The sequence below is a fragment of the Nitrobacter sp. JJSN genome (assembly GCF_051912485.1).
Classification (GTDB): domain Bacteria; phylum Pseudomonadota; class Alphaproteobacteria; order Rhizobiales; family Xanthobacteraceae; genus Nitrobacter.
Genome location: NZ_CP196822.1, coordinates 3,808,326 through 3,823,656 on the forward strand (window position 1 = coordinate 3,808,326; position 15,331 = coordinate 3,823,656).

The window sequence follows — 15,331 nt, forward strand, 5'->3', positions numbered from 1 at the left end:
GTTGCGTGGGGGAACGCAGCGAAGCTGTCTTACTCGTGAAAATGTTGGTGAGATAATTCAATGAATGAAATCTGGTGGTGTTGTTTTTGTTTGACATAAACCCCCTCCTCGCTGCGATGGACCGCGCCGAGATGCCCTCTTACATCTATTCCAAATTTAGTCTGCGAAACCCGACATCAAGTGTCAGGATCGCTACGCCGCACACTCTAACTCAACAGTTCAACCCGTCCGCTTACGGCGGATATGCGGCATGGCCTGAGCGTATCTCTCTTGTTTGGCAACGTTTGAAGTAAACGTCGCATTTGAGATTTTAGGCACAGAACATCCGTTCTCATGTTGCTATGAGCAGCCATTCGCTATCACATGGAAAGCTTCACCAACGTACATATCGCCGCCGATATGCACGCCCACTCAAGGTTCTTTAATCCGCACTGAAGAGCCGTGAGTGCCGCGAGCCACCAAAGAAATACACGACACCCCAATTCTCGCAACGGCTTTCACGTCGCGGCTGCGTCGCACAAATCGAATGAGCGCGTGCAACGCGGGCCACGTTCGATCCGCCGATCAGCAACGTTTTGAATCTGCGCGCGGATTCGATGTCTCCTGGCGGTGTCACAAATTTGCAGCGGCTGTCCAAAATATTTTAAGAAACGGTAAAGCGGCGGATGCGTCGGGTCGTTTTGGAAGTGCTTCATCACACTATGTGGATAAGTGATTAGCGACGCGCATTTTTTTCTGGCTGTTTTTACGGGTAACCCGTGCCGGCCGTGTGCTCATCCGTCCGCGCCCACGGTTATATCCGGATGGAAGTATCGAATGTGACGTCGTCGTGCCTGGCTTCGTGCCGGATATTCACGTCATGGAACGTGAGGTGAATCAACAGCGTGACACCGGCGATCGATGCGGTGTTCCCTCGAAGGGCGATGCGTCCGTGCGTTGAAAAGCTTCCTCGTAACTTTATCCGGGTCTGACTGAAGATCCCGTGCGCGATTGCTCCGCAAAACAAAAAGGCCCGGCGATCGGCGGGCCTTTGCTGATAAATGCTGACGAATAACGTCTTGGATCAGATTATTTTGCGAGCTTGGCGATTCGGTGCGTCAGCCGCGAAACCTTGCGGCTCGCACTATTCTTGTGAACGATATTTTGCTGACCAGCTCGCATCAACTCCGGCTCGGCGCTCTTCATCGCCTGGATTGCGGCGTCGCGATCGCCCTTCGCGATCGCCTCCTCGACGATCCGGACCGAGCCACGCATCAGGGTCCGTCGCGACTTGTTGATGGCGGTGCGACGAGCAATCTTGCGTGTCGCCTTCTTGGCGGAGGTCGTATTGGCCATGGTGTCGACGTATCCTTCGGCAGTGTCCCACCGCGAGAGGCCGGCCAGTGGCGCCGGTCATTCGATTGCGCGGGTGAGCCTGAATGTGTTTCCGGTTGTTCCTGAAAATGCCAACCTCGGAGCGAACAGGTTCGCGAGGTGTCCTTCAAAGAACAGCGGCGGCAGGATTGTCCCGCCGCCATTGGCGGTCTTATAGAGGCCATGTTTTCGAGCGTCAACGCCTTCGCCGGGGGTGGATGCGGCAAAAGGGCCTTCGAGGCCTTCAAAAGACGCTGCCGAGGTTGAATTTCCCCCGTTCGACAGCTAAGGGGCGGCCAGCGATCCGGCAGGCAGAAGGGCAGGTGACGGCATGATCCGCGGGATTTTTCGCTTAATCGGGCTGCTGCTGCTCGCGGGCGGTTTCATTTTTCTGGTCTATGACGGCGCGCGATCGATCGCCGACCAGACCCTGCGGCTGACCAAACTCGGAGAATTCTGGAACGATATTCATCAGGCCAGTCAGCAAGCGGTTCGCACCCAGATCGAAGCGTCGGCACCCTGGATGTGGGATCTCGTCAAGCTGGTTCTGAACCAGCCGGCCTTTGCGGTGCTGGCGGTTGCGGGCATTCTTTTGCTGCTGTTGTTCCGGCCGCGCCGGCCGCTGATCGGATACTCCCGGGACTGAATCGCCGGAACCATCGGTGCCGCCCGCTCATCAATGCGAAATACCTTCTGTTAACCATAACGGGTGCAGAACCGAGCCATCTCGTGACAAGGGACAGGTCCGGTGCGGCTCGCGCGCGCGTTTCCAATGTCGTTGGTGGTGGCGCTGACCGCGCTGGCGCTGTCGGGGTGCATGCAGCAGCCGGCGGCGATGGTGCGCCCGCATAACGAGCTCGACGCGCTGGCCTATGGCGGACGGCTGACCGTTGCACCAGTGCCGGCCTCGCGCCGCGACATGCGGGTTCGAGCGGCGCGCGCCGCCGCGGCCGCGCCCATTGTCTACGCCGCGGCCCCGCCGCCCGTCATCCACGATCCCGCCTACCGCCTCGATGCCGGCGACCGGCTGCGCATTGTGGTCTACGGCCAGGAGGGTCTCACCAACACCTATCTGGTCGATGCCGGCGGCAACATCACCATGCCCCTGATCGGCGCCGTCACTGCGCGCGGCCGCACCCCAACCGAACTGTCGGCTGCGATCGCCGCGCGCCTGCGCAACGGCTACATCCGCGAGCCCTATGTCGCCGCCGAGGTCGAGGCCTATCGGCCGTTCTTCATTCTCGGCGAGGTGGCGGCTCCGGGGCAGTATCCGTTCGTGCCCAACATGACGGTCGAGAGCGCGGTGGCCATCGCCGGCGGCTTCTCGCCCCGCGCCAAGCGCGACCGCGTCACCGTCACCCACACCGATGCCCGCGGCACCGTTCGCCTCGTCGTGCCCACCGCCACCTTGCTCAGCCCCGGCGATACCGTCCTCGTCGACGAGCGATGGTTTTGAGTGTCGTTAAAAGCAAGTTTGTTTTTTGAGATGCGTGGCGAAGAAGGCGAGGCGCAAGTCATCATTCCCGGATGTCGGCCACCACCATCATTATCGCCACATCCAGTTACGGCCCCAATCGCCCTTCCAGCCTGCGAGACGGCCCCTGCGGAATTGTAGATAGAGCCGGTCCTTCCGGTTGAAGAAGCCGCTGCCGCCGTAGCTTCGAAACGCCAAAAACACCTCGTCGCCGGAACGACCACTGATGTAATTCAGGGGCACGCCGAGCGCATCTGCCGCCATGGCTTCGTCCATCCCGAAAGCCAGCGGTGTGTTGTTCGACAGCGTCGCTGTGAAGGGTGGCGAATGCGTCGGACCGCCGGCCGCTTGCTGCGCGTGTCCCGGCGCGATCCACGTCGCGGAAAACGCAGCAACGCAGATCGAGGCAAAGACGAATGTCCGCTGCTTCATGATGCCGCCTTTGTGCTTGCTGACACGTCAGCTTAGAGGTCGTCCGCAATCCTGCCGGATTCGATGACCGATCCTAACACATTTGCATTTTAGCTCCCGCGGATGCTTGCAGCCTTTGCGATGTTCGTCACCGTTTATTTATCTCATCGGGCAGCCGGCCGGTCAGATGGCGGCAACTCCCGGCAATTGCAGAACGTCGCGCGTTCCGTTGAATTGTCGGCGGGTTGCTACGTAAGCATTAATAATACCCCTTAATCTTCGCGAATCTACTTATCGGCTAAAGTTCGTGCAGCGCCGAACTGCAAGCCGATGAGGATCAATGACGACGCTCACAACCGGATCGCGCGCGAGACGCCGCCTGCTCCTGGCGTCCGACAGGAGCGATCGAAGCGGCGACCTCGGAGCCATTCTGCAACACGTCGGCGACGTCGATACCACCTTGACCTCCGAGATTCCGGACGCTCCGGCGGGCCGGTTTGCCGGCATCGTCGTCGACATTAATTTGCGTTCGGCCGAAAGCGTGTTGGGGGTTCGCGACAAGCTGTGCGCCGAGGCCTACCGATCGGTACCACGGCTGTTCGTTCTTGCGGATGCGCTTCACCATGGGTCGATGCAGGCTTGGGCGCTCGGCGCCACCGACACAATTTCGCGCCCACTCGACGCGCAAGTCATCCTGCAGCGCATTCGCTCCGCATTTCCGGACGACGGCAACTGTGACGCTGCGGCGAACGGCACGGCTCTGAACCGGGGCATTGCCGCGGCTCATGCCGTGCTGGTGAAGATATTCGAGCGGCTTCCGGCCGGTGTTCCACTCGCATTCAGCGACGTGCTGGAGGCTGAGCAACAAATTCTGAAGGCCATCAAGAGCTCATCGTTGCGTGAATGGCTGGCCACCGTCGGCCGGCATCACACCCATACTTATCGCCACTGCCTGTTCGTCACAGGCTTCGCCGCCGCGTTCGCGCAGCATCTCGGGATGCGAGAGGACGATCAGCGTCGGCTGGCGCGCGCCGCTTTGCTGCATGACGTGGGCAAGGCTTTCATCCCCGTTGCGATCCTCGACAAGCCGGGCAAGCTTAGCAGCGAGGAGAGGGACGAAATTCGCCGGCATGCGCGTCTCGGCTACGAAGCCTTGCTGAAGCAGGGCGGCTTTCCGCCCGAGATGCTCGATGTTGTTCTGCACCATCATGAACTCCTCGACGGCTCGGGATATCCTGATGGTCTGCGTGGCGATCAGATCAGCGATATTGTGCGCCTGACCACGATCGTGGACATTCATGCCGCGCTGGTCGAGCAGCGGTCCTATCGGCTGCCGTTCACGCACGCCAAGTCCTTCGCGATGATGGAAGAAATGGGCGGCAAGCTCGATCAGCACTTGTTGCAGGCGTTCCGCCCGGTGGCGCTGGGCTTTTGATTGGACGGCGATTTCCGAATCGGCAGGCTGCTGGGCGTTGCCGACGCCCGGTCAATGGGCTAAACGGAATGCCTCGCACCCGTAGCTCAGCTGGATAGAGCGTTGCCCTCCGAAGGCAAAGGTCACACGTTCGAATCGTGTCGGGTGCGCCAGTAATTGTTGGACGCCACATAAGTTTAGACTTGTGCCAACCAATCCGGACTCCGCGCCATCTGGACTGAAGCTGATGTCTTCCCCTGCGCGTGCGGCCGTCAATGGTCAGAACTTTGCGCTCATAGCCTGAGAGGCAAGGTTCCGACCAAGGAACAACGCACGTGTATCCAACGTGCAACAATCGCCGCGGTCGGTTTAAACGGCGACCAGAAGCCGCTAATTGGACTCCCGACATAACACCTTGGGGTAGGCAATTAATGAAAATTCTGTCTGTGCTGTTCACGGCAACGCTTTTGCTCGCTGGCGTAGGGGCAGGCCATGCGGCGGTTCGGATTGCGGACGACCGGGGTGGGCAGATCGGGGAGTACCTCTATAGGTACAGCGAACTCCGCGCTTCAGGCCAAATGGTGATGATTGATGGCCTTTGCGCTTCGGCCTGCACCATCCTCCTCTCAGCAATCTCTCACGACAGGATTTGTGTCACCTCGAACGCGAGGCTTGGGTTTCACGCCGCCTTTGATTTCGCCGGCAATGGCCGAACTGTCACTAATCCTGAAGCAACCGAGATGCTCTATTCGGGATATCCCTCGCAAGTACGGCGGTGGATTACAAGGCGCGGGGGTCTTACCTCCAGAATGATCTTCCTTCGCGGCAAACAGCTACAAGCCATGTATCGCCCGTGCCGACCCGGATATCCAGAGGGCGGCGTGAATATAGCTTCCGGGGAGCGCTATGATCCCTATGCTTGGGCGGCCACCATAAAAACTAATTTACGTAAGAAATTTGGCGGGGTCCAATATGGCGCGAGGCCGAACTATGCCCTCGTTGAGAGGGTGCAGGCAAGAAGGCCATCATCAAAATAAATGTGGGGCCTCTGACGCCGGTCGTATCATTGATTTCAATGAGCGGACGATGCGCCATTTCGATCCAAGCCTGCGACTGGGACTAATAGTTGGCGTGAAAATTACACCACTTCCTGATGACGCTTGGACACCCGGACCAATCGATCGCAGGCGAGAGCGGTTGCTGTAGCATAGCCCTCCTGGACGGTGGGATCGGCTACGATGCCACATCGGCCGGCTGACCCGTATCGCCTCAACGACGACACAGTCGCAGGCCTCCTCAAGTGTAGTGAGCTGTTGCGGCTTAGTGTCAACGGCGGAGTGATCGGGAAGCCGCCAAGGTATCGCAGTTGTTATGGCTTCGGCAATGCAACGTCCCCGCTGGGGCTGTCGTGCACCGATGTCTCCGCTCTTGGGGCCCATCTCGGACATCGCGAGCGTTGGCCCAACACCACCCGCCGGCGGGGTGTGTCCCGATTTTGGAGAGGGTTCCGGATCGGTTGCCGGACCTTGATCTAAGTCAACACTAGCCACCAGGGCGGGATGAGAGCCTAGAGCGATGAGACGCACATCCGCGTCGCTGGTGCATGGAAACACATCTCAGATTTTCCATATCGTGCCGGTGAAGCTTTCGGTCTATCGCGCGACCAGTAAAGGGGGCGAGCAAGTAATAGCGGAGGAAAGCCATGAAGCAGATGAGTCCCATGACAGCTGTTATTGCAGCCTCGACGTTTGCGTGTGCGGCGCTGCTCTCCTTCGGCTGGTCTGAGCGAGGCGGTGTCTCGCTATCAGTCGAGAACGCCCAGGCACGGGTCGGTCGTCCGCTGACACCCGTGAGCGTTGCGGGGGTTGCGCGGCGCCAGAACCGGCGGGCTGCGTACGGCTACGGTGCCGGTGCGGTGGGTGCTGGCCTAGCGGGCGGCGCAATTGGGGCGGCCGCGATAGCGGCCGCATCACCTTATGGGTACTATGGTGGCGGCCCTTATGTAGGCACTGGTTGGGGCAACTATGACGGCTATGGTACTAGTGGCTATTATGGCGGCTACGCCAACCGCAGCTACGTCACCGGACGGCCAACGTTGTTTCCGCGCTACTACGGCGGCTATGGCACACGCGGCTACTACGGCAGTTATGCCGCTGACGGTTATCCTGGCGGCTACTATGCCAACCGTAGCTACGTCACCGAAGGGCCAACATGGTTTCCGCGCGGCTTTGACGGACGCTGGTGAAACGAGGGTGTTCGGAAGTGGTCCGACCCCTGAACGGCTACAGCGGGTGGGGTGAGGCCCGGCACCGTGATTAAGCTTGACGACGAACTGACGACCCCTGCCTGAGAGCAGATGGGTGATGGTCCGAGGCGGCTCAAGAGCCGCCTCGGAAAGCGCCGTCAGAGTGCGGTCGCCGTCAATGCCTAAGTCCGGATTTGGCCCCTCGCGTCAATTCGATGCCTTGCTGCAATTCGGGCGCTTTCGGAGCGAAGCGACGTTAACTGGTCACAGTGATTTATGAGTACACACCCTAGCTAGTAAGTCGACAGACAACGTGCCTGTTTCGGCGTCCGCGCGATGGACGGACATTTATCATGAGGTCGTTGAGAGTTCTGTGAAGTTCAAGACAGACTTTGAGCCACTGCAGCGCAAGCAGCAATTGTCTTGCACGTGGTAACGAGGTCCAATGCCTCGGCTTCGCGGTGCGCGCGGCCTTCTGCTGCACGAGGATGAGGGCGGTTCACGTGGCGAACCTGTAACGCCCGACCAATTCGCGGCGACCATGGCGGGCATAGCGCCCGCATCGGTGCACCCTAACTTCCGCTAACGTGCTCCGGCTGAGGGCTTGAGTCTGATTAGCCAGAACACATCAAAAATCAGCACAATCAATTGCGCGCCGCCAAATATCATAAACGCCAAATAGAATTTCGGCGATCCACCACCATAAGCGGAGCCGTAAGCTGCCGCGACCACGACAATCACCGCGCTCACGGCATTGATGGCCACGGCCTTGCCGATCGAGTCGGGCCATCGCCGGGTAATCAGCCAAACCAATCGTGATATCAAGGACGCCGCCACTAAAGCCCCGACGATAAGAACCATCAATCCTCCGACTTTCGCTCAGTATTAGCTTACTTCTCGCATCCGGCAATTCCAAGGAATTTTGGGTAACCACCTGCAACAAGTCAAGGATTGCCCTCCGAAGGCAAAGGTCACACGGTCGAATCGTGGCAGGCTCGCCATTCCGATATAAACTGCGCACGCTGTGGCGCGAGGCATTCCCTTTCCTGGGATGTTTCCACCCCGGCACGGAGCGATCTAAAATCGGCCAATGCTCCGTGGGCCAGCTGGCGGGTATCCGCCGTAGCGACCGAACTGTGCTAAGGGTGACATCTGCCGGGGCTAACGCCCGATGCGGCGGCTCCATAGCCGCATGGCGAGTGCAAATGGCGAGGCAATCGACCGCGATAGCCGTCCGGGGACATTGATGAACGGGGCCGAGGACAACAGCCGATACCGCCGCAGGGGCCTGTTCGCCAAGTACGTCATGTCGCTCGTCGGCCTGGTTGTGTTCGTCCTCGCGGTCAACGGCGCGCTCGAGATCTGGATCAGCTACAACCAGACCAGGACCGCACTCATTCATGCGATGTCGGAGAAAGCCGACGCGACGGCGCACCGCATCGAACAGTCGATGGTGGATCTGGAGCGGCAGGTCAGCTGGGTCACGCGCGCCAGTGTCGTCACGGTCGAGCAGCGCCGCGCCGACTACGCCGAATTGCTGAATCAGGTTCCGGCCGTCAGTCGGATTTTCCAGCTTGACGGGCAAGGACGTGAGCAACTCCGACTGTCGCGCCACTCCGTTTCGTTTGACAGCGGGGCTGACTTCTCCCGTGACGTGAGGTTCACACAGGCCGTCGCGAAGGGCGTCACATACGCGCCGGTTTTCTTCCGCGAACAACAGCCCTTCATGTCGATCGCCGTCGCTCACGCGGGACGGGACGCCGGGGCTTCCGTGGCGGAAATCGATCTTCGCTTTCTGTCCGGATATATCGACGATGCGCAAGCCGGCAAGGTCGGCACGGCCTATGTCGTGGATTCGGATGGCATCCTGCTTGCCAGCTCCGACAAGACCATGCATCCCGGCAAGAACCTGTCGGCGCTGCCACAGCTCGCGGCGTTGCTGAAATCCGGCAACAAGTCGCCCGCATCGGGAGCGAACGACGAAGGCCAGGCGGTGCTGACCGCATCGAGCCAGGTTCCCAAGCTCCGCTGGTTCGTGCTGTTCGAACAACCTGCAAGTCAGGCGCTCGCGCCGATCCATGATCTTTTGATACGCATCGGCATTCTGGTCGCATTCGGTCTTGCGCTCGCGATCCTCGCCGGCGTGCTTTTGGCACGGCGCATGCTGGTTCCGATCCAGGCCCTCAACACCGGCGCGCAGCGCCTCGGCGGCGGCAACTTCGAACATCGTATCGACGTCAAGACAGGCGACGAACTGGAGCAGCTTGCCGACCAGTTCAACAGCATGGCTGGTCAGCTTCACGAGACCTACTCCGATCTCGAACTCAAGGTCAAAGAGCGGACGCGCGATCTGGCGCAATCGGTGAACGAGCTCAAGGTTCTCGAAGAAGTCGGTCGCGCCGTGGTCTCCTCGCTCGACCTCAATGCTGTGCTCCCCACGGTCGCCACCCGCGCGCTGGAGATCACCAGCGCCGACGCCGTAATGATCTACGGCTTCGATGCGGAAGGTCGCCGGTTCGATCTCGTCGAGGCCAGCGGCATGGAGAAATCAGCGGTTGGCAACCATCTCATGATCGGCGCCGACGACAGCTTGCTCGGCGAGGCAGCCGCAAGCGGTCAGCCTCTCGCAATTGCAGACCTTGCATCCGCCGGGGCAAATCCGCTCAACGATGTCGCAATCGCGGCTGGATTCCATTCCGTTCTGGTGGTGCCGCTGGTCGATCAGCAAGGCATCCTTGGCTCGCTGATCGTGCTGCGCCGAAGTGCAGGTGCGTTTTCGCCGAACCTGATTGGGTTGATGCAGACATTTGCGCATCAGGCGGTGCTGGCGATGCGCAACGCAAAGCTGTTTCATGAAGTCGATCAGAAGGGCAAGGAGCTCGCGACCGCACACGGCATCGTCCAGCAGCAGACCTATCAGCTGCTCAACTGGAACAAATCTCTGGAAGAGCAGGTCGGAAAACAGCTCGGAGAGATCGAGCGGATCCGGCGGCTCGAACGTTTCCTCGCGCCGCAGGTCGCGCAGCTTGTTGCGTCCGACGGACAGAACTCGCTGCTCGACAGCCATCGCGGCGAAGTCACCGTCGTGTTCTGCGATCTGCGCGGCTTCACGGCGTTCACCGAAAGCTCGGAACCGGAAGAGGCGATGAACGTGCTGCGGGAATATCACGCAGCGCTCGGCGAACTGATCTTCAAGTACGAAGGCACACTGGACCGTTACGCCGGCGATGGCATGATGATTCTGTTCAACGCTCCGATCCCGGTTCCGGATCACACCCCGCGCGCCGTCAGGATGGCCGTCGAAATGCGCGACGCCATTGGGTTGCTGTCGCAGAAATGGCGAAGCCGTGGCCACAGCCTTGGCTTCAGCGTCGGGATCGCCGTCGGTTATGCGACGCTCGGCCAGGTTGGCTTCGAGCGCCGGCTTGAGTATGCGGCGATCGGTAGCGTGACCAACCTTGCCTCGCGGCTATGCGACGAAGCCAAGGCGGGCCAGATCGTGATCAATCAGCGCGCCTACGGCATGGTGGAACCCCTGGTCGACGCGACGGCGTTGGCACCGCTGATCCTGAAAGGCTTCCACCATCCGATCGCAGCCGTTGAAATCCATCGTTGGCGGGACCATGCCGAAGGCGGTCCCCCCGCCCAGCGCTCGGCGGCAAGCCGGCCGGCATGAACTGGTCGTCACGTGCGCGCGGATCGCGCAGATTGTTGAATCGCCATCCCGGCTTGATTAGGCTTGCGTTCCATTGATCTTGACGCCGCCGCTGCGATTTTTCGGAAAGAATCTTTCAATGCTAGTGAAGTCCTTAAGCTCGCACCACGTGGCCAGGCGGGCGATGGCTCTCGCCGTTGTGCTCGGGACAACTGCCATCGCTTCTCAGGGGTTCGCGGCCGGCGACCAGGATGCCCCGAACGGCGCCGCCGTGACCGTCCTGAAAGCCACCAGGTCCTGCTTTTCGGCAACCGTCGAGGTTACCGGAATCCTGATTCCGAAGAACGAGACGGCCGTGCGCCCGGAACGGCCGGGCTTGAAGGTCGCCGAGATCCTGGTGGAGCCGGGCCAGAGCGTCACCGCTGGGCAGGTGCTTGCCCGCCTCAACCGTCCCGAGGGCGGATCGACCCAGGTTCAGGCGCCGGTGGCGGGACTGATCAGCAGTTCATCCGCCGAGATCGGCGCGATTGCTTCGGGCAAGGGCGAGGTGCTGTTCAATATCGTCACCGGCAACGAATTCGATCTGGTCGGTCAGGTGCCGACCACAGACCTCGCCGAGCTCGCAGTCAATCAGACCGCCAAGGTCATGGTCGTCGGCGCCGGCGACATGGATGGCAAGGTCCGGCTCGTCGCGCCGACGGTCGAACCGTATAGCCAGCTCGGGCAGGTCTTCATCTCCGTTGACCCAAGCAAACATCTGCTCGTCAATGCGTCCGGCCGTGCGATCGTCAAGACTGGCGAGAGTTGCGGCATCGCGGTGCCGCTGACGGCGATCCTGTATGGGAGCGCGGGCACCGTGGTTCAGGTTGTTCGGCGCCAGCGGGTCGAAACGCGTCGCGTCGAGGTGGGATTGCTGTCGGGGGGACAAGTCGAGGTCCGCAAGGGATTGTCGGAAGGCGACGTGGTGGTGGCGCGCGCCGGCGCCTTGTTGCGCGAAGGCGATCCGGTCAGACCGGTCGCCGCGGAAGCGCAGACAAAATAGTTGCTTAGCCGCCGGCCTTGTGTGCGGCCAGCGCCGCATCGGACCTGAATGGCACGTCCTGAGCCAGCGACGATGACACCGTCGGGACCTGCTCCCCTTCGCTTGCGCGTGAAACCGCGACCCGCGTCCTGCTGAACACGGTTTCGGCATCTGCATTCGGTGTATCGAGGCTCTTGAGCAATTCCGCCATCAGCAGGCTGTATTGTCCGCCGGACTCGTCGACCACCTGTCCCGGCGTGGCCGACGACAGGATCAGCGCATTGTCAGGCACATTGATCGGCGCAAGGCCATGGGAGTATGAGCGGAAGCGCCGCTCATACGGGTTGCGCCGCGACGCATCGATCACCGCAAGCTTGACCTTGGCGGCACGCTCTTTCATCGCGCCGAGAACGGTCTCGATGGAAAGCCCGTCGCGCCGAACATCGGCTTCCTTCCAGATCTGCGCATCGACCGGGATCATGTAGCTCTCTCGGCCGGACTGAATGCCGAAGCCGCTGAAAAACAGCAGGGCCGTCGTGTCGGGACCGATCTTCGATTCCAGGCGGCGGACCGCGCGGCGCATATCGTCCCTGTTGGCGTCCTCGACCATGATGACATCGAAGCCGTCGCGCCGCAGAATCGTGGTCAGCGCCCGGGCATCGTTGATGGACTGTTTCAAGGGCCGGTTCGCATCCGGATAGTGCCCGTTGCCGATGACCAGCGCGACCCGTGCCGGCTTGACGGCGATGCTGCCGGTCGTGTCGGCAACGGCCTTCGCGACATCCAGGCTGCGCTTGTTGAGCGCGGCATGGGCTCCGATCGCCAGCGACACCATCCCGACGAGGACGGCGGCCACGGTGGTGGACCGGGGGGAGACGCGAAACTGCCCGAACTTCATAACGATCGATTCCTGGTCATGCTCGACGGCGCTCGTAAGTCGCGCCAACGCCAGATTGGTTTTAGGGAGCCCCTGACTTATGGCGGTTAAATACGCTCGTTCTGCGGCACCGCAACATAAAAAAGGTCATACCCCCAGGTTCTCCATGAGCAACACGAAACCTTTATTTATTGGAAACACAATTAGTTAAGCATGCTGCGGCAGTCTGCGAAAGCCACGGACGGATCACGAAATTTTGGGGCGGGACGTCACGGCAACCAACCTACCGCGACCTTGCGGTCCGATGCCGTAACTTAGGTCACATTTGTCTTTCCCGCCTATTCGTGTAGTTTTTCAATAGGTTGTCTGAAACAGCCTTGATGAGATGCCGGAACGCGCATGGGGGCGCGGAAAGAACGTCATGACTGCTCGCCATGTCGCTGGCGCTGTCTATCGCGCGCTGACGAACCGCAAAGACGGTCCTTCGCTGTATGACCTGTGCGATCCCCTGCTGGTGCGCCACCACGGCGGCGACGCTCACCTGGCCAAATTCTACAGAACCGCGCTCGCCAATCCGGTCCTGCGCCCGCTATTGCGGCGGGCCGGTCTGCCCGAACTGAGCGACGAGGCCCGCTTTCGGGAGCTTCAGGACGCGCTGCAGCACGCGCGGGACGACGATTTTCCGGACTGGACGGCGATCGGCCAGCCGGTGGCGAGGCTCTTGGATACCGTGACCTTGCACCATCCCCGGCCGAGACCGGCGGCCCCCTCGGGGCCGGCGCCGGGCCTTGCCGACATCGAACGCGTCATCCGGACCTGCGGCGCGCATCTGCTCCAGTCGTTTGAGAAGAACGGCTTCATCCCGACCTATGCCGCATTCAACCTGATCGGAGATCCAGATCTGCACGGTCGGGATTTTCTCGCCGCCCTCACGGGACTCGATGCGCGCGGTTACAAGAACTCGACCCTGCTCTTCAATCTGGCGCGGGTCTTCATCGCGCGGTCGCCTGCCCGCGATCTGATCAATCCGCCGTGGAGCGGCATCGCCGAACCGATGTGGGAGCCGGTACAGATCCGCCATCGCTCGGCCTATTACGACGCGTTCTTCACCGAGGCGCTTTTGAGTTTCGCCGAAACCGGTCTCGTCACGCCTGCGGAGACTGCGGCGATCCGCCGTGCGAACACTGAGATGGTCGATTTCTGCCTCAAGACCAGCCGCGAGGAGGTGTTCTCGCGCGACGGTAGCCGCGTCAGCGTCATCACCGCCCTGGCGCCCAATCCCCATCCGCGCTTCAGCCGCTTCTTCGCGCAGATCAAGCAGGACCTCGGCTTCGGCATCTATGTCCCGGACTGCGACACCACGGCCTGCTCGTTTTCGGCCGCGACGCAAGTCGGCTCGACCAATCCCATCCTCGATCAGCCGCTACTCGATTTCTACGCGGGCTATCAGGTCGGCCGCGGCGCCAACGAGCGGCTCGTGACCGTGCCGCTGAACGACAACATCGATTACGACGGCGGCATCGTCACCTGGATCGACAATCTTGCGGGCGACCGCCCTTACGGCAACGATCTCGACCCCACCCTCAACCTCGATGTTCTCGAGGTCAGCTTCCGCAACTGTACGCGGTGGCGCGTTCTCGAAACACCGCAACGCCTGCAGACGGTGCAACGGATCATCGGCTTTCAAAGGCGGCTGGTGGAGAGCGGTGCTTTCAGCGATCCGCGATCCCATATCTACTATCTGCCCGAGCTCTACTGCGCCTACTTCGGACGTTGCTACGCGGCGTTTGCGGCGCTGCCGTCCGTCGCCCGTCAGGCGCTCGATCCCGATGACAGCTTTGGCTGCATGCGCGGCCGGGTTCTGGCGTATGTGCAGGACACTCTGATGTCAGCCGAGATGAACGCGTTCGATGCGGCGCTGGCGCTCATCACATTGGGCCATCTCGGCGCCGATACGGCGACTTTCACACCTGCGCTGAACTGCATCATCGGGCACGCCGGTGAAGGCGGGCGTCGCGGGCCCTTCAAGGCCTATGAATGGAACAAGATGAAAACGCCGACGCGCATTGTGGTAGGTGGCCCGGAAGTGACATCGGCCTTCGTGCTGATGGGGCTGGCCCTGGCGCGCAAGGCGATGCGGTAACCCGCCAAACACTGGTAAGTCTTGCCGTTTTGCGGATGCGCGCCTCGCTGTATAGGATGACAATCCGCCCGGCCCGTTAGCGGCGGAAAAGGCCGTCTCAACGCAAGGAGCAGCATTGTGGTGACCGCCATTGAGACGATCGAGCAGCTTGAGGCCATTTACGGCCAGCCCGGCGAGGCGGCGACCATCAAGGTGGCCCACCGGATCACGCCGTCCTATCGCGCGCTGATTGAAAGTTCTCCGTTCGCCGTATTGGCGACCTGCGGCGAGGCAGGGCTTGACTGCTCGCCGCGCGGCGATCTGCCGGGCTTCGTTCGTGTTCAGGACGACCTCACGTTGATCATCCCGGATCGGCGCGGCAACAACCGCGTCGATTCGCTGCGGAACCTCATATGCGATCCCAGAGCGGCGTTGCTGTTTCTCATTCCGGGGTCAGGCACCACCCTGCGCGTCAACGGCCGCGCGGTGGTGTCGGCCGATTCCGAACTGCTGGCGTCGTTCGGGGTCGAGGGCAAGACTCCACGCACGGCCATCGTCATGACCGTAGAGGAGATCTACTTTCAGTGCGCCCGCGCCATCATCCGTTCGCACCTCTGGGACCCCGACAGGCGTGTTGATCCCAAGAGCTTACCGACGCCCGGTGAAATCCTCGCGGAGATGAGTAAGGATCGGGTCGGCGGCGAGGAATATGACAAGGCGTGGCTCGAGCGTGCGCGACAGACGATGTGGTAGATGATC

13 protein-coding genes and 1 tRNA gene are annotated in these 15,331 nt (G+C 61.0%); 10 read left to right on the forward strand and 4 right to left on the reverse strand.

What is annotated here, in order from left to right; translation table 11 throughout:
- Window positions 1-1,068: 1,068 nt before the first annotated feature.
- Window positions 1,069-1,335 (reverse strand): 30S ribosomal protein S20, encoded by a 267-nt coding sequence (gene rpsT, locus ACSZOQ_RS18465; protein ID WP_439923850.1) that lies wholly within the window; start codon window positions 1,333-1,335, stop codon window positions 1,069-1,071.
- 349 nt (window positions 1,336-1,684) lie between these two features.
- On the opposite strand from rpsT, the gene ACSZOQ_RS18470 reads away from it, so the two are divergent.
- Complete coding sequence (locus ACSZOQ_RS18470) at window positions 1,685-1,999, forward strand: hypothetical protein (protein WP_439923851.1); 315 nt, start codon at window positions 1,685-1,687, stop codon at window positions 1,997-1,999.
- Window positions 2,000-2,101: 102 nt separating this feature from the next.
- Window positions 2,102-2,809, forward strand: a complete 708-nt coding sequence (locus ACSZOQ_RS18475) for a polysaccharide biosynthesis/export family protein (protein ID WP_439923852.1) — start codon at window positions 2,102-2,104, stop codon at window positions 2,807-2,809.
- A 90-nt stretch (window positions 2,810-2,899) separates the two neighbouring features.
- Here the strand turns inward: ACSZOQ_RS18475 and ACSZOQ_RS18480 are convergent, their stop codons facing one another.
- Complete coding sequence (locus ACSZOQ_RS18480) at window positions 2,900-3,259, reverse strand: hypothetical protein (protein WP_439923853.1); 360 nt, start codon at window positions 3,257-3,259, stop codon at window positions 2,900-2,902.
- Window positions 3,260-3,578: 319 nt separating this feature from the next.
- Between ACSZOQ_RS18480 and ACSZOQ_RS18485 the strand changes: the two genes are divergently transcribed.
- The 4 genes from ACSZOQ_RS18485 (at window position 3,579) to ACSZOQ_RS18500 (ending at window position 6,897) form a co-directional block, all read left to right on the forward strand.
- Window positions 3,579-4,673 carry an HD-GYP domain-containing protein gene (locus ACSZOQ_RS18485; protein WP_439923854.1) on the forward strand — a complete coding sequence of 365 codons (1,095 nt, stop codon included), beginning with the start codon at window positions 3,579-3,581 and terminating at the stop codon, window positions 4,671-4,673.
- Window positions 4,674-4,748: 75 nt separating this feature from the next.
- A tRNA-Arg gene (locus ACSZOQ_RS18490) sits at window positions 4,749-4,825 on the forward strand.
- Window positions 4,826-5,083: 258 nt separating this feature from the next.
- Window positions 5,084-5,689 (forward strand): hypothetical protein, encoded by a 606-nt coding sequence (locus ACSZOQ_RS18495; RefSeq protein WP_439923855.1) that lies wholly within the window; start codon window positions 5,084-5,086, stop codon window positions 5,687-5,689.
- A 683-nt stretch (window positions 5,690-6,372) separates the two neighbouring features.
- Window positions 6,373-6,897, forward strand: a complete 525-nt coding sequence (locus ACSZOQ_RS18500) for a hypothetical protein (protein ID WP_439923856.1) — start codon at window positions 6,373-6,375, stop codon at window positions 6,895-6,897.
- Between the two features lie 582 nt (window positions 6,898-7,479).
- On the opposite strand, the gene ACSZOQ_RS18505 is transcribed toward ACSZOQ_RS18500, so the two are convergent.
- Window positions 7,480-7,758: a hypothetical protein gene (locus ACSZOQ_RS18505; protein ID WP_439923857.1), complete on the reverse strand. Its 279-nt coding sequence runs from the start codon at window positions 7,756-7,758 to the stop codon at window positions 7,480-7,482.
- 385 nt (window positions 7,759-8,143) lie between these two features.
- On the opposite strand from ACSZOQ_RS18505, the gene ACSZOQ_RS18510 reads away from it, so the two are divergent.
- Both ACSZOQ_RS18510 and ACSZOQ_RS18515 read left to right on the forward strand, forming a co-directional pair.
- On the forward strand, window positions 8,144-10,573 hold the full coding sequence (locus ACSZOQ_RS18510) for an adenylate/guanylate cyclase domain-containing protein (RefSeq protein WP_439923858.1): 2,430 nt from the start codon (window positions 8,144-8,146) through the stop codon (window positions 10,571-10,573).
- A 163-nt stretch (window positions 10,574-10,736) separates the two neighbouring features.
- On the forward strand, window positions 10,737-11,594 hold the full coding sequence (locus ACSZOQ_RS18515; RefSeq protein ID WP_439923859.1) for an efflux RND transporter periplasmic adaptor subunit: 858 nt from the start codon (window positions 10,737-10,739) through the stop codon (window positions 11,592-11,594).
- 4 nt (window positions 11,595-11,598) lie between these two features.
- On the opposite strand, the gene ACSZOQ_RS18520 is transcribed toward ACSZOQ_RS18515, so the two are convergent.
- Entirely contained in the window at window positions 11,599-12,471 is an 873-nt protein-coding gene (locus tag ACSZOQ_RS18520) for a caspase family protein (protein ID WP_439923860.1), read from the reverse strand.
- A 400-nt stretch (window positions 12,472-12,871) separates the two neighbouring features.
- Between ACSZOQ_RS18520 and ACSZOQ_RS18525 the strand changes: the two genes are divergently transcribed.
- Entirely contained in the window at window positions 12,872-14,593 is a 1,722-nt protein-coding gene (locus ACSZOQ_RS18525; protein ID WP_439923861.1) for a hypothetical protein, read from the forward strand.
- Between the two features lie 120 nt (window positions 14,594-14,713).
- Window positions 14,714-15,325, forward strand: coding sequence for a pyridoxamine 5'-phosphate oxidase family protein (locus tag ACSZOQ_RS18530; protein ID WP_439926136.1), 612 nt, complete (start codon window positions 14,714-14,716; stop codon window positions 15,323-15,325).
- The last annotated feature ends 6 nt before the right edge of the window (window positions 15,326-15,331 follow it).